Origin of the sequence: Mesorhizobium sp. M1A.T.Ca.IN.004.03.1.1, assembly GCF_003997555.1 — a bacterium.
Classification (GTDB): domain Bacteria; phylum Pseudomonadota; class Alphaproteobacteria; order Rhizobiales; family Rhizobiaceae; genus Mesorhizobium.
In genome coordinates this window covers 33,081-50,926 of sequence record NZ_RZTV01000008.1, presented here as the reverse complement: position 1 = coordinate 50,926, position 17,846 = coordinate 33,081, and the positions used below count along the sequence as shown (strand labels likewise).

The window sequence follows — 17,846 nt, the reverse complement described above, 5'->3', positions numbered from 1 at the left end:
AGGATCGTCAGTGCGAGGCTGTCAGTCGGCCTTCAACGGCGACGGGGCCGCGCGCTTTAGTTTCCCAGTGCCGCGCGGATCTTGCCGGCGTTCTCGGCCAGCACTTCCGGCTTTTCCATCTGCCCGGAATGAGGCTTCAGCGGCACGCCGTCGAAGCGCGGAATGACGTGGACATGGAGATGGTAGACGGTCTGCCCGGAGGCCGGCTCGTTGAATTGCATCAAGGTGACGCCGTCGGCGTTGAAGGCCTTTTTCACGGCAACCGCCACCTTCTGCACCACGGCAAACAGCGGACCGAATGTTGCCGGATCGGCGTCGAGGATATTGCGCGACGGCGCCTTCGGCACCACCAGCGTGTGGCCGACTCCTTGCGGCATCACATCCATGAAGGCTACGACCGCATCGTCCTCATAGATGCGGTGCGATGGGATTTCGCCGCGCAGGATTTTCGCAAAGATGTTGCCGGGATCGTAGGCTTCGGCCATGGCGGGCACTCCGGATTAGGTCGTCGTCCGGTGTAGCGAAGCCGCTTCCGAGCGGCAAGACGATTGAGCCGATCTGTCGGCAGCGCGGTCGGCCATCGCTGTTGCATGATCGCAGGTGTTGTCGTCTGATACGTCAATGTCAGGATGGAGCGACTGTGAAGTGGATCGTCGCCGGATGGCTGTTGTTCATTGTGTCGGCGCTGTTCTTCATCGCCGCCGCGTCGCGCGCAGGCGATCTGCTGGCGCTTGGCGGCGGCATTTTCTTCCTGGTTGCCTGCTTTTCGTTCCTCGTTCCGATCGCGGCCCGAAAGCCGCATTGACTGTGGATGGCAAGGCCCGAGCTATTCCTTGAGATCCTTGCGGAACGGGGTGTGCTCTTCGAGATACTCCCCCATCCGCTCCACCTCGCGCCTCTCGCGGCGAAGGTAGTCGGCGACCGCGTTGCGCAGGCCAGGATGGGCGATGTAGTGCGCCGAATGCATGGTCACCGGCTGGTAGCCGCGCGCCAACTTGTGCTCGCCTTGCGCGCCGGCCTCCACCACCTTCAATTTGCGCTCGATCGCGAAGTCGATCGCCTGATGGTAGCAGACCTCGAAATGCAGGAAGGGGTGATCCTCGATGCAGCCCCAGTTGCGGCCGTAAAGCGCGTCGGACCCGATGAAGTTGATGGCGCCCGCAATGTAGCGGCCGTTGCGCTTGGCCATGACCAGGAGAATGTCCTCGGCCATGCGCTCGCCGATCAGCGAGAAGAACTGGCGGTTGAGATAAGGGCGGCCCCATTTCCTGCCGCCGGTATCCATGTAGAAAGCGAAGAAATCGTCCCAGACGCGTTCGGTGATGTCCCTGCCGGTCAGCCAATCGATGCTGATGCCGTCGGCCAGCGCCTCGCGACGCTCCTTTTTCATCGCCTTACGCTTGCGTGAAGCGAGCGTGGCGAGGAAGTCATCATAGCTCGAAAAGCCTTCGTTGAAGAAATGGAACTGTTGGTCGGTCCGGTGCAGGAAACCCGCTGCTTCGAGCGTCGCAATGTCGGGCTCGGCGGCGAAGGTGACATGCGCGGAAGACACGCCGAGCTTGTCGGTCACCAATTTCAGGCCGGCGGCGAGGCCGGCCCTCACCGCGCCTTCGTCCTCGCCCCTGCTTACGAGCAGGCGAGGGCCGGTGACGGGCGTGAACGGCACCGAGCATTGCAGCTTCGGATAATAGCGCCCACCTGCGCGCTCGAACGCGTCCGACCAGCCGTGGTCGAAGACATATTCGCCCTGACTGTGCGATTTGAGATAGCAAGGCACGGCGCCCAGCAGCTTGCCTTGCGCCGTCTCGAGCCTGAGGTGATGACCCTGCCAGCCGGTGCGCCGCACGGCACAGCCAGAATCCTCAAGCGCGCTCAGAAAACCGAATGAAACGAGCGGGTTGTAGCCGTTTGCTCTGTCGCCGCGCGCGGTTCCGGCGAAGCTGTTCCATTCATCGCAGGTGAATGCGCCGATGGTGGTCGCGATGCGGACCGAATAGTCCGCATTCGCTGTCGGTCCATCGTCGTCGTCACCCTGATCCATCCGGCTTATTTAAGCGTCCTCAGGGCAGCTACAAGTCACGTTTCAGGCACTGCCTCACAGCATGATGCCGAAAGTGCGAAGCGGTTTTCGGACGGCATCATGCTCGGATCTGATCCAGGTCGTTCGACCTGAAATCATCCAGCTCTAGGCGACCTTGACCAGGTCCGGCTCAAAGCCCTCGAAGGTCATCTGGTCGGCATATTTGAAGGTGAGGTCGACCGCCGGCTGGTCGTGCACGGTCCAGGTGATGACCGGCATCTTGAGCTTTTCGCGCACGAAGCTGACGAACGGGTTCGGCAGATCGCCGGCGGCGTAAGAGGTGAAGGCGAGGTTGTGCGCCAGCATGGCAAAATGCGCCTCGATCAGCTGGTCGTCCTTGCCGTAGGCGGTGAGCCCGCCGGGAATGCCCGGCGCCTCCTTGGCGAAGTCGCGGATCAGCCAATGGTCAAACGACATGATCGCCACCTTGCCAGTGTAGCGCTTGAGCAGCCTGCCGACGCTCGCGACCAATCCTTTGTCGTGGCCGGGAACACCTTTCAGCTCGACCACCAGCGGCACGCGTCCGTGGATCAGGTCGAGCGCCTCCTGCAACGTCGGCACATGATCTTTCGTGCCGCCCACCTTGAGCGCGGTGAGCTCGGCCGCGGTGCGTTGCCAGACGAAGCCATTCTCGCCTATCAGGCGTTTCAGGTCGCAGTCGTGGATGATGACGGGAACGCCGTCGGACGAGACATGCACGTCGCATTCGATCGCGTAACCGCGGTCGGCTGCCGCGGCGAAGGCCGACAGCGTATTCTCCCAGCGTGTCTTGTTCATGTCGTGGAAGCCGCGATGCGCGACGGGGCGGGCAATCAACCAGGAAAGGTCGGTCATGTCAGGCTCGTTTCACTCGACTTCGAAGATCGCTTCGATCTCGACCGCGGCATTGAGCGGGAGCGACGCAGTGCCGACGGCGGAGCGAGCGTGCTTGCCACGTTCGCCGAGGACCGCGACGAGGAAGTCGGAGGCGCCGTTGGCGACCAGATGCTGCTCGACGAAGTCCGGCGCCGAGGCGACGAAGACCGTGATCTTGACCAGCCGGCGGATTTTTTCGAGATCGCCAAGTGCTGCCTTGGCCTGCGCCAGGATGTTGATGGCGCAAAATTTTGCGCCCTCCTTGCCGGCGGCGGTATCGATGTCGCGGCCAAGCAGCCCGCTTGCCTGCAGCTTGCCGTCCTTCAGCGGCAGCTGCCCGGCGGTGAAGAGCGTGTTGCCGGTACGGCAGTAGGGCACGTAGTTGGCGGCCGGCGCTGCTGCGGCCGGAATGGCAACGCCGAGATCGCTTAGCCGCTTTTCGATTGTTTCGCTCATTGGTTTTCCCTATTGCTGGAAGGCGCCGCGTTGGCGGGGCCGAAATTGCTATTTTTGCCTCGCTTCCGCCACGACTTTTTTTAAGCTGGACCATCTTTCCCTGCGGCCTGCCATCGGCCGCGACGATCGGAGCACTGCATGCGCTTGACGCGCCTTTTCCTTTCCACCGCTCTCGTGTCGGCGGCCATCCCGATGGCTCCGGCCCTTGCCGTGCCCGCGCTGCAGGCGCACCGCGCCGTCTATGATCTCACCCTCAACAAGGCGTCCGACCGCTCCGGCATCACGGGCATCTCCGGCCGCATGGTCTATGAGTTCAACGGCTCTCCCTGCGAGGGCTATACGGTGAAGTTCCGTTTCGTCACCCAGATCGTCACCAGCGAGAACACCAGGCTGACCGACCAGCAGACGACGACGTTTGAGGACGCAGAAGGCAAGACCTTCTCCTTCGTGACGAAGTCCTTCGTCGACCAGAACCTCGACAAGGAAATCAAGGGTATGGCGACCAGGGAGCCGAAGGGCCTCAAAGTCAACATCGGCAAGCCCGAGAAGAACACGCTCGAGCTCGCCGCCACGCAGTTCCCCACCCAGCACCTCGTGGAGCTGATCGGCAAGGCCGAGAAGGGAGAGAACTTCTATCAGACCAATCTGTTCGACGGCTCCGAGGATGCCAATAAGGTAATGACGACCACCGTCGTCGTCGGCAAGAGAGCCGACGCCGACAAGGCGGACCCGGAAGCGCCGGCGCTCGCAAAGCTAGCCACCGACAAATACTGGCCGGTCGACATCGCCTATTTCGACGACACCGACAAAAGCGGCGAAGAGGTGCCGGAGTACCGGATCAGCTTCAAACTGCATGAGAACGGCATCACGCGCGACCTCGTTATGGACTATGGCGACTTCTCGATGACCGGCAAATTGGTGAACCTGTCGCTCTTCGATCAGGCCAAGCCCTGTCCGGCCTCGAAATAGCGGCGGGTTAACCACTACGGCGATCCGTCGCCGAGCCTGACTTGAAGACGCCGCAATCCCGTTCCAGCATCCCTTAGGCATTTCGGGGGAAAAGCTTGGGCAGGATCGACGTGTTCGTGGCGCCGCGACCCAATCCGGCGCTGATCAAGGTGATGACGATCGTCAACCGCATCGTCATGCTGCGAGGGGTTCCCGGCTTCCGCGACCTGTTGCCGTTCAATCGGCTCGCCGGCCTGCGCGGCGTCGCCAATATCCGTCACATCGACTTTCCCGTCGCCGACCAGCAGAAGCTGCAGGCCTGCTGCGGCGAAGGCCAAGCGACGTTCATCACGCCCAACCATCCGGAATTCTTCACCGACTGGATGATCGACAAGGAGATCGTCTCGCGCGTCAGCCCGCTTGCCGCCTCATGGGCAACACATGGGGTGGTGAACGGGCTCGGTCGGCTGATGCAGAGATTCTGGCTGGCCAACAATCTGATCGCGCAGATTCCCGGCAACAGCGAAGCCGCCAAAGCGCATTCGGTCGATTGGGCGCTGAAAGGCCATGGTGTGCTGCTTCATCCGGAAGGCAGCGTCGGCTGGCACGGCAACTATGTCGCGCCGCTGCTTCCCGGCGCGGTGGAGATGGGGCTGGCGGCGCTGAAGCGCGGGCGCGAAACCAACAAGGATTTCAAGGTCTGGGTGGCTCCTGTTGTCTGGAAGCTCGCCTTCATCGGCAATGTCGAGCGGCCGCTCGCCAGGGAATGCGCCTATGTCGAGAAAAAGCTGAAAATGGAAAGTGTTGCAGCCGGCTCCCTGCCGGAGCGCGTCTACAGCATCTATTCAGGCCTGCTGTCCCTCGACGAGCAGGCCTGTGGCCTGACCGCAGAGGCGGGCGCTTCCTTTGCCAGCCGCCAGCAAAGGGTGCTGGCCGAGCTTGGCCTGCGGCTCGCCGATGCCGTTGCGGCCGAACCCGACCTCGATTTGGCCGAGTTGCTGCGGCGTTCACGCCGCTGGCTGCGCGAGGGCAAGGCTGATGCGGATGAGCAGAAACGCGTGCGAAAACTGGCGGAAGCGATCCAGCGCGTCCAGCGCGTCGGCTCCTGGGCCTTCGCCAATCAGACGATAACCCAGGAGGAGATCGCCGAGCATCTGAAGCGCATCCGCAACGACTATTGCAAAGGCGCTTTGCGCGATTCGATCAACCGCTTCATTCCGCAGCCCGCCGGGCCGCGCTGCGCTCACATCCGCGTGCCCGAGCCGTTGGCGCTTCATGCATATGATGGTTCGGTCGAAGAGGCGCTCGCGGTGCTGCGCTCAAGGATGCAGGAAGCGGTGTCGAGAATCGTGACCGAACTTGAAGCCGCCGGCGGCTTCATTTCCTATCCGAATCCCTTCTATCATCGCTGACTTCGCGTCGGCCCGGGGTGATTGTGAGCGGGCCGCCGATGTCGGTTGGAGTGCGGCAAGCTCGATGGCTGTCTATGTCGATGCGGCGATCTGGAAATGGGCCGGCCATCGCTGGTGCCATCTGCTCGCCGACGACACCGACGAGCTCCACCGCTTTGCCGCCGAGCTCGGCCTCAAGCGCTCGTCCTATCAGGGGCCGCCGAAGACTTCGGCGCCGCATTACGATATCACCGGCTTTGAGCGCGACCGCGCCGTGCGGCTTGGCGCGGTCGAATGCAGTCGCGAGGAGATTGTCGCCGTCTTCCGCCGCGTCAGAGTGCCGAACGGCAAGACCCGACGCTGACGGAGTTTTGATGCATGTCGTTGTCCCAGAACCGCCGAACACTTCTGGGCGACATGCATAAGTGCGCGGATCGCCGCAGGTGAGGGCGTTTTCCGGTAGCTCGCTTGCGTTTACGAGACTTCCCCTCTATATGCCCGCTCATTCCACACACGGACTTTGGTGTCTGCCCGGGAGAAATCCGGCTGAAACCTCCGGTGGCATCAGGACATAAGTCCGAAATGCCTGTGTCCGTGGAGGCCAACCGGAAAGGAACTAAGGAATGGCTCTGCCTGATTTCAGCATGCGCCAGCTTCTGGAAGCTGGTGTTCACTTCGGCCACCAGACCCACCGCTGGAACCCGAAGATGGCGCCCTACATCTATGGCGCCCGCAACAACATCCACATCATCGACCTGTCGCAGACGGTGCCGCTGCTGCACCAGGCCCTGAAGCAGGTTTCCGACACCGTCGCCAAGGGCGGCCGTGTGCTGTTCGTCGGCACCAAGCGCCAGGCTTCGGACATCGTCGCCGACGCCGCGCAGCGTTCGGCCCAGTATTATGTCAACTCGCGTTGGCTGGGCGGCATGCTGACCAACTGGAAGACGATCTCGAATTCGATCCAACGCCTGCGCAAGCTCGACGAGACGCTGGCCGGCGAGGCCCAGGGCCTCACCAAGAAGGAGCGCCTCAACCTCGACCGTGAGCGCGAGAAGCTCAACAAGGCGCTGGGCGGCATCAAGGACATGGGTTCGACGCCGGACCTGATGTTCGTCATCGACACCAACAAGGAGGCGATCGCCATCCTCGAGGCCAAGCGCCTCGGCATCCCGGTCGTTGCCATCATCGATTCCAACTGCGACCCGGACAAGATCGACTTCCCGATCCCCGGCAATGACGACGCGGCCCGCGCCATCCAGCTTTATTGCGATCTGATCGCCAAGGCTGCCATCGACGGCATCGCCCGGCAGCAGGGCGCGCTCGGCATGGACATCGGCGCGTCGGCCGAGGCTCCGGTCGAGCCGGCGCTCGACACTCCGGCCGCTGAAGCTCCGGAAGCTTGAAAAACGAAGGCCGGCTTCGGCCTTCATCTTTCCAATAAGTTGGCGCGTTAAAGCGCTTTTGCCGGGCGCATCATCGGGATTCGATGGTGCGTCGGCGCATTTGAAACAAAGAGGCGACAATGAGCATTTCGGCTGCACAGGTCAAAGAACTCCGCGACTTGACCGGCGCGGGCATGATGGACTGCAAGGCGGCGTTGAACGAAACCGACGGCGACATGGAAGCGGCCGTCGACTGGCTGCGCAAGAAGGGCATCTCCAAGGCCGACAAGAAGGCCGGCCGCACCGCGGCGGAAGGCCTGATCGGCGTCGATTCCGGTGTTCGCGAAGCCGCGGTCGTCGAGGTGAACTCCGAGACCGACTTCGTCGCGCGCAACTCCGCCTTCCAGGAAATCGTCGCCAACGTCGCCAAGGTGGCGCTCGCCTATGGCACGACCGAAGCAGTTGCCGCGGCCAAGTATCCGGGCTCCGACAAGTCAGTCACCGACACCATCAAGGACGCGGTCGGCACCATCGGCGAGAACATGGGCTTCCGCCGCTCGGCCAAGCTCACTGTCCCGCGTGGCGCGGTGGCGACCTATGTCCACAATGCCGTCGCGGATGGCCTCGGCAAGCTCGGCGTGCTGGTCGCGATCGAGACCACCGGCAATGAGCATGCGGCGAACGCCTTCGGCCGCCAGGTCGCCATGCATGTCGCCGCGACCAACCCGGTTGCGCTGACTGCCGAGGAAGTCGACCCGGCCCTGATCGAGCGCGAGAAGGCGATCTTCTCCGACCAGGCCCGCCAGTCCGGCAAGCCGGAAGCGATCATCGAGAAGATGGTCGAGGGCCGGCTGCGTAAGTTCTATGAAGAGGTCGTGCTCCTGAAGCAGGCCTTCGTGCTCAATCCCGACATCACCGTCGAGAAGGCGCTGAAGGATGCCGAGAAGGAGATCGGCGCTCCGGCGAAGATCACCGCCTATCTGCGTTACGCGCTGGGCGAGGGCATCGAGAAGGAAGCGACCGATTTCGCGGCGGAAGTCGCGGCCGCGGTCAAGAAATAGCCCGAAGCAAAAGTAAGGCTACAGAGCTCAGGCAACTCGGCCGGGTGTCCGCATGGATGCCCGGCCGATCTCTTGAGCGGTATCGATAAAGGCTCTGAGCTTCGGCGCCATCGATGCCCTGCGCGGGAAATAGAGGAACAGGCCCGGCTCCTCGATTGCCGTCTTCGGCAGGATCTGAACCAGACGACCCGCGGCGAGATCGGCGCGCACCAGCGGCTCGAATACGTAGGCGAGCCCGACGCCAGCAAGCGCAAGATCGATCGCCGCAAGCGAATCTGTGACGATGGCCGTGCCGCGCGTCTCGACCACGACATCCTTGCCGTTCTCGTTCAGATCCCAACGATAGAGCCCGCCGGAGCGGACAAGCCGGTAGCCGATGCAATTGTGCCTCGCCAGGTCGGCTACGTCGCGCGGCCGGCCGTGCTTTCCGATATAGCCGGGCGAGGCGACAACCACTGCCTTGACGGGAGGCGTAAGCCGCACGGTGATCATATCCTGTGCGATCATCTCGCCCAGCCTGATGCCGGCATCGAAACCCTCGCCGACGATATCGATCAGGGCCTGGTCGGCGAAGACCTCGACCGTCACCTCCGGATAGCGTTCGGCCATGGCCGCGATCACCGGCGTGACCGCCAGGGGGATCGCGATATTGGACGCATTGATCCTGAGCAGGCCGGAGGGCCTGCCCTTGACGCCGCGGATGCGGTCGACGCGCTCGGAGATGTCCTGCAGGGCAGGGGCCGCGGTCTCCACCAGCGCCTTGCCGGCTTCGGTCAGCGAAACGCTGCGCGTTGTGCGCGCAAACAGCGGCTGGCCGATGCGCTCTTCCACCAGCCGCACCGCATGGCTGACGGCCGACGGACTCATGCCGAGCTCGGCCGCGGCAAGCGCGAAGCCGCCGCGCCGAGCCACGGCGACGATCACCGGCAGATGCGTCAGCAGATCTCGATCCATTCATGAACAACATCGCATAGTCCTTGCGAACAATACAATCTTATCGATGCCGTCAAGCTGGTCCACATTGTCGCCAAACACATCGGCGGTGGGGCCGATGCGCAAGGAGAAAAAACATGAATGCTTTGAGACATGTGACCTTCGCGGCAGGACTGGCACTGGCGCCCGTCGATGCCGGCGGAGCCGAACCAACGGGCTGGCAAACGCTCGCCGACGAGCGCGCCGTCATCCGCATCGCGGATGCCATTGACCGCGCCGTCGATGCGCAGGATTGGAAACTCGCCCGCAGCTTCTTCGCCGACCGGGTTACCGCAGACTTCAGCAGCCTTTCCGGACAGCCCGCGGCCAGGGTCGCCTCCGACGATCTGATCGGCGCCTGGGCTGCCAATCTCAAAGGCAGCAAGACGAGCCTGCACCTGCGGACCAACCATCAGGTCGAAATAGAGGCCGATACGGCGACCGTCCGTTCCAACGGCTATGCCTGGAACAGGATGGAAGGCAATGGCGATCCGCTCTGGGAGGTCTGGGGCACCTATGAGCATCGCCTGACCCGATCGGGTCAAGGCTGGAAGGTCGACGGCTTCACGTTCCGCATGACGCATGAGCGGGGCAATCCCTGGGTGAAAGCGACGCCTGGCCAATAAGCCCATACCAAACACGATCGGAACACGTCATGAGCATGAACTACTACACGCTTGGCAACAGCGGCCTGCGCGTCAGCCGGCTGGCGCTGGGCACCATGACCTTCGGCACCGAATGGGGCTGGGGTGCTGATAGGGAAACCGCCCGCGCCATGTTCGACGCCTATGTCGAGGCCGGCGGCAATTTCTTCGACACGGCCGACCTCTACACCGGCGGGACGGCAGAGACCTGGCTCGGCGAATTCGTCGCCGAGCGCGGCTTGCGCGACAAGGCGGTGATCGCCACCAAATTCACGATGAACAAGGAACCCGGCAATCCGAATGCCGGCGGCAATGGCCGAAAGAACATCATGCGCGCGGTGGACGCTTCGCTGAAGCGGCTCGGAACCGACTATATCGATCTTTACCTCATGCATGTCTGGGACAGGCTCACGCCGGCCGAGGAGGTGTTGCGCACGCTGGACGATTTGGTGCGTGCCGGCAAAGTACGCCATATCGGTCTTTCTGACGTGCCGGCCTGGTATGCCGGGCGGGCGCAGGCGATCGCCGAACTGCGCGGCTATGAGCCGGTCTCGGCCCTGCAGCTCGAATATTCGCTCGTCGAGCGCTCGATCGAACATGAATTCGCGCCTTTCGCCTCGCGTCACGGCGCCGGCATCATGGCGTGGAGCCCGCTGGCCAGCGGCCTGCTAAGCGGCAAATACCGCCCGGCGCAAGCCGGCAATGCCGGCCGGCTCGACGGGTTCCGCAACACCACGCATCCGGGTTTCCAGAAATTCAGCGAACGCAATTGGGCGATCGTTACGGAACTCGAGAAGGTGGCTTCCGAACTCGACCGAAGCATGGCGCAGGTGGCGCTGAACTGGGTTGCGGCGCAGCCGGGTGTGGCCACCGTCATCCTCGGCGCGACGAAACTTGCCCAGTTGCAGGACAATCTGCGGGCGCTCGACTTTTCAATCCCTGCCGAACTCCGCAAGCGGCTCGATTCGGTGAGCCTTGCGCCCACGCCGTTCCCGCATTCCTTTTTTGGACCCGAGATTCAGGTCAGGGTGGCCGGCGGCGTCGTGACCGGCGACAAGCCGTTCGGCTATTCGCTGCCGGTCCTGATCGAAGGCGAACTGGTCGGGATCAGCAGCAACTGATCGGAAAAGCCTGGAATTTTGCGCGAGGGCGCGGCGTGACATCGCCGCGCCCTTCGTGTATCGGGTCGAACCATCGTGCCAGCGCCGCCAGGCGAAGCGGGGCGCCTTCGCCTCCAGATTTGCCCGCGCCGAGATTTTTCGAGGAACCAGATGACGGTGAAGCCCCTCTATCGACGTGTCTTGCTGAAAGCTTCGGGCGAAGCCTTGATGGGGGAACAGCATTTCGGCATCGACGTCTCGGTCGTCGACCGTATCGCAGCCGACATTGCCGAGGCGCGGGCGCTTGGCGTCGAAGTCGGAGTCGTGATCGGCGGCGGCAACATCTTCCGCGGCGTGGCCGTCGCCTCCAAGGGCGGCGACCGCGTCACCGGCGATCACATGGGAATGCTCGCCACCGTCATCAACTCGCTGGCGCTGCGCACCTCGCTGAACAAAATCGGCGTCGACGCCGTGGTGCTTTCGGCCATTGCCATGCCGGAACTCTGCGAAAGTTTTTCACAGCGCCAGGCGACCGCCTATATGAATCAAGGCAAGGTGGTGATCTTTGCCGGCGGCACCGGCAATCCGTTCTTCACCACCGATTCGGCCGCAGCGCTGCGCGCCGCCGAGATCGGCGCCGACGCGCTGTTCAAGGGCACGCAGGTCGATGGCGTCTATTCGGCCGACCCGAAGAAGGATCCGGAGGCGGTGCGCTTCGACCGCATAAGTCATGCCGAAGTCATCAAACGCGGGCTTACGATCATGGATACGGCCGCGATTGCACTTGCGCGTGAAAACAACATTCCGATAATCGTCTATTCGATCCACGAAAAAGGTGGTTTCGGCGAAATTCTAAGAGGCGACGGCCGTTGCACCATCGTCGCGGACAATTGACTGGGGCCGAAGACGGCTGAATGATCGCCGGTCCGGTCGAGATTAGAAGACGAGCATTGAACCCGGCGAACGGGTCGAGGAGATGATCATGAGTGGCGAGTACGACGATCTCAAGCGGCGCATGGACGGGGCGATCGCGGCCTTCAAGCACGATCTCGCTTCGCTGCGCACCGGCCGCGCTTCCAGCAACCTGCTCGACGCCGTGCAGGTCCATGCCTATGGCACGACGATGCCCATCAATCAGGTGGCCAACGTCACGGTTCCGGAGCCGCGGATGATTTCGGTATCGGTTTGGGACAAATCGATGGTGAGCGCCGTCGACCGCGCTATCCGCGAGGCCAATCTTGGCTTCAATCCGATCGTCGACGGCACCAATCTGAGGATTCCTTTGCCCGAACTCAACGAGCAGCGCCGCAAGGAACTGGTCAAGATCTCGCACGGCTATGCGGAGAACGCCCGCGTCGCGGTTCGCCATGTCCGTCGCGACGGCATGGATTTCCTCAAAAAGGCGGAAAAGGACGGCACGATCAGCGAAGACGATCATCGCAAGCGCTCCGACCAGGTTCAGAAGCTGACCGATGAGATGATCAGCACCATCGATCACCTGCTTTCCGATAAGGAAGCTGAAATCATGCAGGTTTAGGGTCGGTTTCTCACCGGCTCGAAAGCGAGACCATGACAACCCCCGCGCATGTCGCGATCATCATGGACGGAAACGGACGCTGGGCCAAGGCGCGCGGCATGCCGAGGCTCGCCGGCCACCGCGCCGGCGTCGAAGCCTTGCGCAAGACGGTGCGCGCCGCGCCAGAGCTCGGCATCTCCTATCTGACGGTCTACGCCTTCTCCTCTGAAAACTGGTCGCGGCCGAAGTCCGAGGTCAGCGACCTGATGGGCCTCCTGAAGCTCTTCATCCGCCGGGATCTCGCCGAGCTGCACCAAAACGGCGTGCGGGTGAGGGTGATCGGCGACAGGGAAGGGCTGCAGCCGGACATCAGAGGCCTGCTGCAGGAGGCCGAATCGCTGACCGCGGGCAATGAGGCGCTGACCCTGGTCATCGCCTTCAACTATGGCGGGCGCGACGAGATCGTGCGCACCGCGCGCAAGCTCGCCGATGCCGTGGCTCGCGGCGAAATGACAACCGACGCCATCACGATGGAGAGCTTTGCCGGCGCGCTCGACACCGAGGGCATTCCCGATCCGGACCTCGTGATCCGCACCAGCGGCGAGCTCAGGCTGTCGAACTTCCTCTTGTGGCAGGCCGCCTACAGCGAGCTCGTCTTCCTGCCTTGCTACTGGCCGGACTTCAGCCGGGAGCACTTGGCCGACGCCCTGCGCGACTTTGCCGGCCGCGAACGCCGTTTCGGCGGGCTCGCCGCCCGCGACGTCGCCTTGTAGCGCGGCATCGATGAGCAATCTCCAGCAGCGTGTCATCTCGGCCATCGTGATGGCAGCCGCCACACTTGCGCTCACCTGGCTCGGCGGGCTGCCGTTCCGCCTGTTCTGTGCGGCGATCGCGGCGTTGATCTTCTACGAATGGACGCGCATGTCGCGCCCTGAGAACGGTGCGACGCTCGGCTTTCTGCCGGAAGCGCTGATTCTGGTCTTCATCGGCGCGCTGATCGCCGGCCTGCCGGCACTTTGGCTGCTGCTTCTGGTCGCAGCCATCACTGCTATCGTCGCTGTTGCCGCGCGGCTGCGGGGAGCAGCGCAGTGGGAGGCCTCGGGGCTGGCATACGCGTCGTTGTCCGGCTTGTCGCTCGCCTATCTGCGCGGGGACAGCCACTCAGGATTGATCGCCATCCTCTTCCTGTTCGCGGTCGTCTGGGCGACCGACATAGCGGCCTATTTCGTCGGCCGCGCGGTCGGCGGCCCGAAGCTTGCGCCGTCAATCTCGCCCGGCAAGACGCAGAGCGGCGCGCTTGGCGGCGCTGTCGGCGGCATCGCTGCCGGATTGGTGCTGGCAATCGCCGCCGGGGCCGGCAATCTCACTATGCTTGGCCTCGTCGCCTTGGCGCTCTCGATCGTCTCGCAGATCGGCGATCTGTTCGAATCCTGGGTCAAGCGCCGGCACGGCTGCAAGGATTCGAGCAATCTCATCCCCGGCCATGGCGGCGTCATGGACAGGGTGGACGGGCTTGTCGCGGCTGCGTTCGCCCTGTACGTCATCGGTTGGATTGCGGCGGGCGCCGACCATCCGGCAATGGGGCTGTTTCCGAACTGACTGGCGTCGCCAATGGGCGAAAACGACGCGTGCCACGGATTCGCCCGGATTGATGCCACAGTCGCGGCGGACTGTCGCGCTGGGCGAATTTTGAGGGCATGACTTGAACGAGATTCTTCACGCGCTCTTCAGCACGCAAGGCTTTGTCGTCGGCACCCTTGTGCCGTTCCTGTTCGTGCTCACCGTCGTGGTGTTCGTGCATGAGATGGGCCACTACCTCATCGGCCGCTGGTGCGGCATCGGCGTCAAGGCTTTTGCCATCGGCTTCGGCCCGGAGCTCTTCGGTTTCAACGACCGCCACGGCACCCGCTGGAAGCTTTGCGCCATTCCGCTTGGCGGCTACGTGAAATTCGTCGGCGACATGAACGCGACATCGAGCCAGCCGAGCACCGAAGACCTCGAATCGCTGAGCGAGGCCGAGCGCGAGGTCGCCTTCCACACCCAGCCGATCTGGAAACGCGCGGCGACCGTCGTCGCCGGGCCGCTGTTCAATTTCCTGCTGACGATCGCCGTGTTCGCGGTGCTGTTTTCGCTCTATGGCCGCCCGGTGATGGAGCCGATGGTGGCCGAAGTCAGCGCCGGCAGCCCGGCGGCGCGGGCGGGCATTCAGCCCGGCGATCGATTCGTCAGAGTCGACGGCAACAAGGTGGAGACCTTCGCCGACGTTCAACGCCTGGTTTCGGGCCGCGCCGGCGACGCCATCACCTTCACCATGTTGCGCGACGGCAAGGAAATCACCGTCACCGCGACACCGGAACCGATGGAGCAGCAGGATGCGCTGGGCAACAAGGTCAAGGTCGCGATCATCGGCGTGGCCAACAATGCGGAGCTCGGGCAGCCGCGACTGGTCTCCTACACGCCCGCGGGCGCGCTGGCGGCGGCTGTCGAGGAAACCGGGCATGTGATCGAGCGCACCGGGCAATTTCTGCAACGTTTCGTCGTCGGGCGCGAGGACAAATGCCAACTCGGCGGCCCGATCAAGATCGCGAAAATGTCGGGTCAGGCGGCCAAACTCGGTTTCGAATGGCTGGTGCAGCTTGTTGCATTCCTGTCAGTCGGGATAGGGATTCTCAATCTGCTACCGATTCCCCCTCTCGACGGCGGCCACCTCTTGTTCTACGGCGTGGAGGCCGTCATAAGGCGGCCCGTGTCGGAGCGGATGATGGAGATGGCCTACCGGACCGGTCTCCTTCTGGTGCTCGGATTTATGGGTTTCGTTTTTTGGAATGATCTGTTTGGGTGCTGAAATCATGAAGGAATTTGGCTTCGGCCCCGCCCATATTGAGACGCCGTTTACCATGCGTGGGGATATGCGTGACACGAAAGCCACGCAACAGGGTTAAGTAAATACAAATTAACCGGGAGCCTTGCGTGTAGGGGAAATCCGGTTAATACGGTAAGGGAAAATACCGCACGTCCGGTTTTCTCGCCGTGGGGACTACGAGAAAAAGGTACAAAAGCCCGATGAAGGCAGCATCCAAGTTTCTGAGCGCCGCGTCCGCGGCGGCTTTGTCCGCCGCCCTGGTTTTGCCAGGCGCGCTCGCAGTGCAGTTCGTTGCCACATCGGTAGCCGAAGCAGCAGTGGTCAGCAGGGTCGAGGTCAGCGGCAACCAGCGTGTCGATGCCGAAACCATCCGCAATTACATCGCGATCAAGCCCGGCAAGGCGTTTTCAAGTGCCGATATCGATAGCGCCGTGAAGGCGCTGTTCGGCACCGGGCTGTTCTCGGACGTCCAGATCAATCAGGTCGGCTCGACCCTGGTCGTCAAGGTTTCCGAATACAAGGTCGTCAACCAGGTCCTGTTCCAGGGCAACAAGAAGCTCAAGGACAACGCGCTCCAGGCCGCTGTCCAGCTGAAGCCGCGCGCGACCTTCTCGCAGCAGGCGCTCGACGCCGACGTCGAGGCGGTCAAGGCTGCCTATCGGCGTATCGGCCGCGACGACGCCGCCGTGACCACTCAGATCATGGACCTCGGCGACAATCGCGTGAACGTGGTCTTCAACATTAACGAAGGCGCGCGCACGCAGATCGCGGCGATCAATTTCGTCGGCAACAGCGCTTTTTCCAGCCGTCGCCTGTCGGACGTCATCAACACCAAGCGTTCGTCCTGGCTTTCGTTCGTGCTGCGCGACGACGTCTATGACGAGGACAAACTGCGCGCCGATCAGGAGTTGCTGCGCCGCTTCTACTACAATCACGGTTACGCCGATTTCCAGGTCGTTTCGGCCGTCGGTGAGTTGGACGAAGCCACCAACAAATACACGGTCACCATCACCGTGCAGGAAGGCGAGCGCTACAACTTCGGCGACATCAGTGTCGAGAGCACGATTCCCGAGGTCGACTCAAAGTCGCTGGAATCGGTGGTCCAGACGCACAAGGGCGATGTCTACAACGCCAAGGACGTCGAGGACACGATTGTTGCGCTCACTGAAAAGGTCGCCGGCTCAGGCTATGCGTTTGCCCAGGTGACGCCGCGCGGCGACCGCAATTTCGAGAATCATACGATCTCGGTCGTCTACACCATCGACCAGGGCACCAAGGCTTATATCGAGCGTATCGAAATCCGCGGCAACGACCGCACGCGCGACTACGTCATCCGGCGCGAATTCGATGTCAGCGAAGGCGACGCCTTCAACCAGGTGCTTATCCAGCGCGCGAAGAAGCGCCTGGAAGCTCTGGATTATTTTCAAAAAGTCGACATCTCGACCGTCCCCGGGTCCGCTCCGGACCAAGTCGTCCTGGTGGTCGATGTGGTCGAGAAGTCGACCGGTGAGTTCTCGGTCGGCGCCGGCTATTCGACCGGCGGCGACACGCCGGGTCCGTCCGTCGAAGGCTCGATCACCGAGCGCAACTTCCTCGGCCGCGGCCAGTACATCAAGCTGTCGGCCGGCGGCGGCAAGAACTCGCGCGACTATGCGATCTCCTTCACCGAGCCTTATTTTCTCGGCCGGCGCATCGCGGCGGGCTTCGACATCTACAAGTCGACCCGCGAGTACAACCACTACGATACGGACGTCACGGGCGCGACCATTCGCTTCGGCCTGCCGATCACCGACAGCATCTCGACGCAGCTGGCGTATAATATCTCGCAGGAGAAGTATTCGATCGCCGATGGCTGCTTGACCAGCGGCGTCTACGATCCGTCCAAGTGCACGATCTCCCAGGCCATCCGCGACGGCGTCGCCGAGAGCCCATGGACCAAGTCGTCGGTTAGCCTCGGTCTGGTTTACAATACCATCGACGACATGAAGAACCCGCACGAGGGTCTTTACGTCACAGGCACAACCGAAGTCGCCGGTCTCGGCGGTGACGCCAAATGGGTGAAGTTGACCGGGCGAGCAAGCGTCTATCAGACCTTGTCCGAGCAGTTGGACCTGGTCGGCTTGGTGTCGGGCGGCGCTGGCTATATCGCGGGCTACGGCAATGGCGATCTGCGCATCTTCGACCACTTCCAGAGCAACGATCGCATGATCCGCGGTTTCGCGTATGGCGGTATTGGCCCGATTGCCAGCGATACCAGCGGCGACCATCTCGGCGGCACGACCTATTTCAATGCGTCGGCGGAAGCCCAGTTCCCGCTGCCGGCTGTTCCGGAAAGCTTCGGTCTGCGCGGCGCTGTCTTTGCCGATGCGGCAACGCTTTACGGCAGCAAGCTCGATCCTGCTTTGATCAAGCCGGAATCGGCTGACATGCATCTGCGCGCTTCGGTCGGTGTCGGCCTCATGTGGGCTTCGCCGTTCGGCCCGATCCGCATCGATTATGCGATTCCGGTCGAGAAGCAGCCGGGCGACGACGTGCAGGAATTCAACTTCGGCATAGCGACCCGTTTCTAATCCGCGGG

18 protein-coding genes and 1 pseudogene are annotated in these 17,846 nt (G+C 62.7%); 14 read left to right on the top strand and 5 right to left on the bottom strand.

What is annotated here, in order from left to right; genetic code table 11:
* Positions 1–56 precede the first annotated feature (56 nt).
* Positions 57–485: an HIT family protein gene (locus EOD29_RS22695; protein ID WP_066992609.1), complete on the bottom strand. Its 429-nt coding sequence runs from the start codon at positions 483–485 to the stop codon at positions 57–59.
* Positions 486–640: 155 nt separating this feature from the next.
* Here EOD29_RS22695 and EOD29_RS22690 point away from each other — a divergent pair, with 155 nt between their 5' ends.
* The gene (locus EOD29_RS22690; RefSeq protein WP_127247947.1) at positions 641–805 is read left to right on the top strand and encodes a cytochrome oxidase subunit III; all 165 of its coding nucleotides are present in this window, start codon (positions 641–643) and stop codon (positions 803–805) included.
* A 21-nt stretch (positions 806–826) separates the two neighbouring features.
* On the opposite strand, the gene EOD29_RS22685 is transcribed toward EOD29_RS22690, so the two are convergent.
* From EOD29_RS22685 to EOD29_RS22675, 3 genes are all read right to left on the bottom strand, one after another.
* Positions 827–2,041 (bottom strand): GNAT family N-acetyltransferase, encoded by a 1,215-nt coding sequence (locus tag EOD29_RS22685; RefSeq protein WP_095825364.1) that lies wholly within the window; start codon positions 2,039–2,041, stop codon positions 827–829.
* Positions 2,042–2,185: 144 nt separating this feature from the next.
* On the bottom strand, positions 2,186–2,914 hold the full coding sequence (locus EOD29_RS22680; protein WP_127247946.1) for a glycerophosphodiester phosphodiesterase: 729 nt from the start codon (positions 2,912–2,914) through the stop codon (positions 2,186–2,188).
* A gap of 12 nt (positions 2,915–2,926) precedes the next feature.
* Positions 2,927–3,391: a RidA family protein gene (locus tag EOD29_RS22675; protein WP_066992618.1), complete on the bottom strand. Its 465-nt coding sequence runs from the start codon at positions 3,389–3,391 to the stop codon at positions 2,927–2,929.
* A 138-nt stretch (positions 3,392–3,529) separates the two neighbouring features.
* Between EOD29_RS22675 and EOD29_RS22670 the strand changes: the two genes are divergently transcribed.
* The 5 genes from EOD29_RS22670 (at position 3,530) to tsf (ending at position 8,173) form a co-directional block, all read left to right on the top strand.
* Positions 3,530–4,360 (top strand): cell envelope integrity EipB family protein, encoded by an 831-nt coding sequence (locus tag EOD29_RS22670; RefSeq protein WP_127247945.1) that lies wholly within the window; start codon positions 3,530–3,532, stop codon positions 4,358–4,360.
* A 95-nt stretch (positions 4,361–4,455) separates the two neighbouring features.
* Positions 4,456–5,751 (top strand): hypothetical protein, encoded by a 1,296-nt coding sequence (locus tag EOD29_RS22665; protein WP_127247944.1) that lies wholly within the window; start codon positions 4,456–4,458, stop codon positions 5,749–5,751.
* 64 nt (positions 5,752–5,815) lie between these two features.
* Positions 5,816–6,094: a DUF4031 domain-containing protein gene (locus EOD29_RS22660; RefSeq protein WP_067319872.1), complete on the top strand. Its 279-nt coding sequence runs from the start codon at positions 5,816–5,818 to the stop codon at positions 6,092–6,094.
* Between the two features lie 259 nt (positions 6,095–6,353).
* A complete protein-coding gene (gene rpsB, locus EOD29_RS22655) occupies positions 6,354–7,133 on the top strand; it encodes a 30S ribosomal protein S2 (protein ID WP_040987259.1) in 780 nt (259 codons plus the stop codon).
* Between the two features lie 119 nt (positions 7,134–7,252).
* On the top strand, positions 7,253–8,173 hold the full coding sequence (gene tsf / locus EOD29_RS22650; RefSeq protein WP_127247943.1) for a translation elongation factor Ts: 921 nt from the start codon (positions 7,253–7,255) through the stop codon (positions 8,171–8,173).
* A 27-nt stretch (positions 8,174–8,200) separates the two neighbouring features.
* On the opposite strand, the gene EOD29_RS22645 is transcribed toward tsf, so the two are convergent.
* Positions 8,201–9,127, bottom strand: a complete 927-nt coding sequence (locus EOD29_RS22645; RefSeq protein WP_127247942.1) for a LysR family transcriptional regulator — start codon at positions 9,125–9,127, stop codon at positions 8,201–8,203.
* A gap of 116 nt (positions 9,128–9,243) precedes the next feature.
* On the opposite strand from EOD29_RS22645, the gene EOD29_RS22640 reads away from it, so the two are divergent.
* The 8 genes and pseudogenes from EOD29_RS22640 (at position 9,244) to bamA (ending at position 17,838) form a co-directional block, all read left to right on the top strand.
* Positions 9,244–9,771 carry a nuclear transport factor 2 family protein gene (locus EOD29_RS22640; RefSeq protein WP_127247941.1) on the top strand — a complete coding sequence of 176 codons (528 nt, stop codon included), beginning with the start codon at positions 9,244–9,246 and terminating at the stop codon, positions 9,769–9,771.
* A gap of 29 nt (positions 9,772–9,800) precedes the next feature.
* A complete protein-coding gene (locus tag EOD29_RS22635; RefSeq protein WP_127247940.1) occupies positions 9,801–10,910 on the top strand; it encodes an aldo/keto reductase in 1,110 nt (369 codons plus the stop codon).
* A gap of 150 nt (positions 10,911–11,060) precedes the next feature.
* A complete protein-coding gene (pyrH, locus tag EOD29_RS22630) occupies positions 11,061–11,783 on the top strand; it encodes a UMP kinase (protein WP_127247939.1) in 723 nt (240 codons plus the stop codon).
* 88 nt (positions 11,784–11,871) lie between these two features.
* Positions 11,872–12,426, top strand: coding sequence for a ribosome recycling factor (gene frr / locus EOD29_RS22625; RefSeq protein ID WP_082953689.1), 555 nt, complete (start codon positions 11,872–11,874; stop codon positions 12,424–12,426).
* 20 nt (positions 12,427–12,446) lie between these two features.
* Positions 12,447–13,178 (top strand): annotated as a pseudogene (locus EOD29_RS22620) (isoprenyl transferase); the annotation flags it as partial.
* 10 nt (positions 13,179–13,188) lie between these two features.
* Positions 13,189–14,004: a phosphatidate cytidylyltransferase gene (locus EOD29_RS22615; RefSeq protein WP_127247938.1), complete on the top strand. Its 816-nt coding sequence runs from the start codon at positions 13,189–13,191 to the stop codon at positions 14,002–14,004.
* A gap of 103 nt (positions 14,005–14,107) precedes the next feature.
* Entirely contained in the window at positions 14,108–15,250 is a 1,143-nt protein-coding gene (gene rseP, locus EOD29_RS22610; RefSeq protein ID WP_127247937.1) for an RIP metalloprotease RseP, read from the top strand.
* A gap of 218 nt (positions 15,251–15,468) precedes the next feature.
* A complete protein-coding gene (gene bamA / locus EOD29_RS22605; RefSeq protein ID WP_127247936.1) occupies positions 15,469–17,838 on the top strand; it encodes an outer membrane protein assembly factor BamA in 2,370 nt (789 codons plus the stop codon).
* Positions 17,839–17,846: the final 8 nt, after the last annotated feature.

Bases quoted from the DNA above. Each gene is read 5' to 3' on its own strand.
- EOD29_RS22695 (WP_066992609.1), bottom strand. From the start codon at position 485: ATGGCCGAAGCCTACGATCCCGGCAACATCTTTGCGAAAATCCTGCGC.
- EOD29_RS22685 (WP_095825364.1), bottom strand. From the start codon at position 2,041: ATGGATCAGGGTGACGACGACGATGGACCGACAGCGAATGCGGACTAT.
- EOD29_RS22680 (WP_127247946.1), bottom strand. From the start codon at position 2,914: ATGACCGACCTTTCCTGGTTGATTGCCCGCCCCGTCGCGCATCGCGGC.
- EOD29_RS22675 (WP_066992618.1), bottom strand. From the start codon at position 3,391: ATGAGCGAAACAATCGAAAAGCGGCTAAGCGATCTCGGCGTTGCCATT.
- EOD29_RS22670 (WP_127247945.1), top strand. From the start codon at position 3,530: ATGCGCTTGACGCGCCTTTTCCTTTCCACCGCTCTCGTGTCGGCGGCC.
- EOD29_RS22660 (WP_067319872.1), top strand. From the start codon at position 5,816: ATGGCTGTCTATGTCGATGCGGCGATCTGGAAATGGGCCGGCCATCGC.
- rpsB (WP_040987259.1), top strand. From the start codon at position 6,354: ATGGCTCTGCCTGATTTCAGCATGCGCCAGCTTCTGGAAGCTGGTGTT.
- tsf (WP_127247943.1), top strand. From the start codon at position 7,253: ATGAGCATTTCGGCTGCACAGGTCAAAGAACTCCGCGACTTGACCGGC.
- EOD29_RS22645 (WP_127247942.1), bottom strand. From the start codon at position 9,127: ATGGATCGAGATCTGCTGACGCATCTGCCGGTGATCGTCGCCGTGGCT.
- EOD29_RS22640 (WP_127247941.1), top strand. From the start codon at position 9,244: ATGAATGCTTTGAGACATGTGACCTTCGCGGCAGGACTGGCACTGGCG.
- EOD29_RS22635 (WP_127247940.1), top strand. From the start codon at position 9,801: ATGAGCATGAACTACTACACGCTTGGCAACAGCGGCCTGCGCGTCAGC.
- pyrH (WP_127247939.1), top strand. From the start codon at position 11,061: ATGACGGTGAAGCCCCTCTATCGACGTGTCTTGCTGAAAGCTTCGGGC.
- frr (WP_082953689.1), top strand. From the start codon at position 11,872: ATGAGTGGCGAGTACGACGATCTCAAGCGGCGCATGGACGGGGCGATC.
- EOD29_RS22615 (WP_127247938.1), top strand. From the start codon at position 13,189: ATGAGCAATCTCCAGCAGCGTGTCATCTCGGCCATCGTGATGGCAGCC.
- bamA (WP_127247936.1), top strand. From the start codon at position 15,469: ATGAAGGCAGCATCCAAGTTTCTGAGCGCCGCGTCCGCGGCGGCTTTG.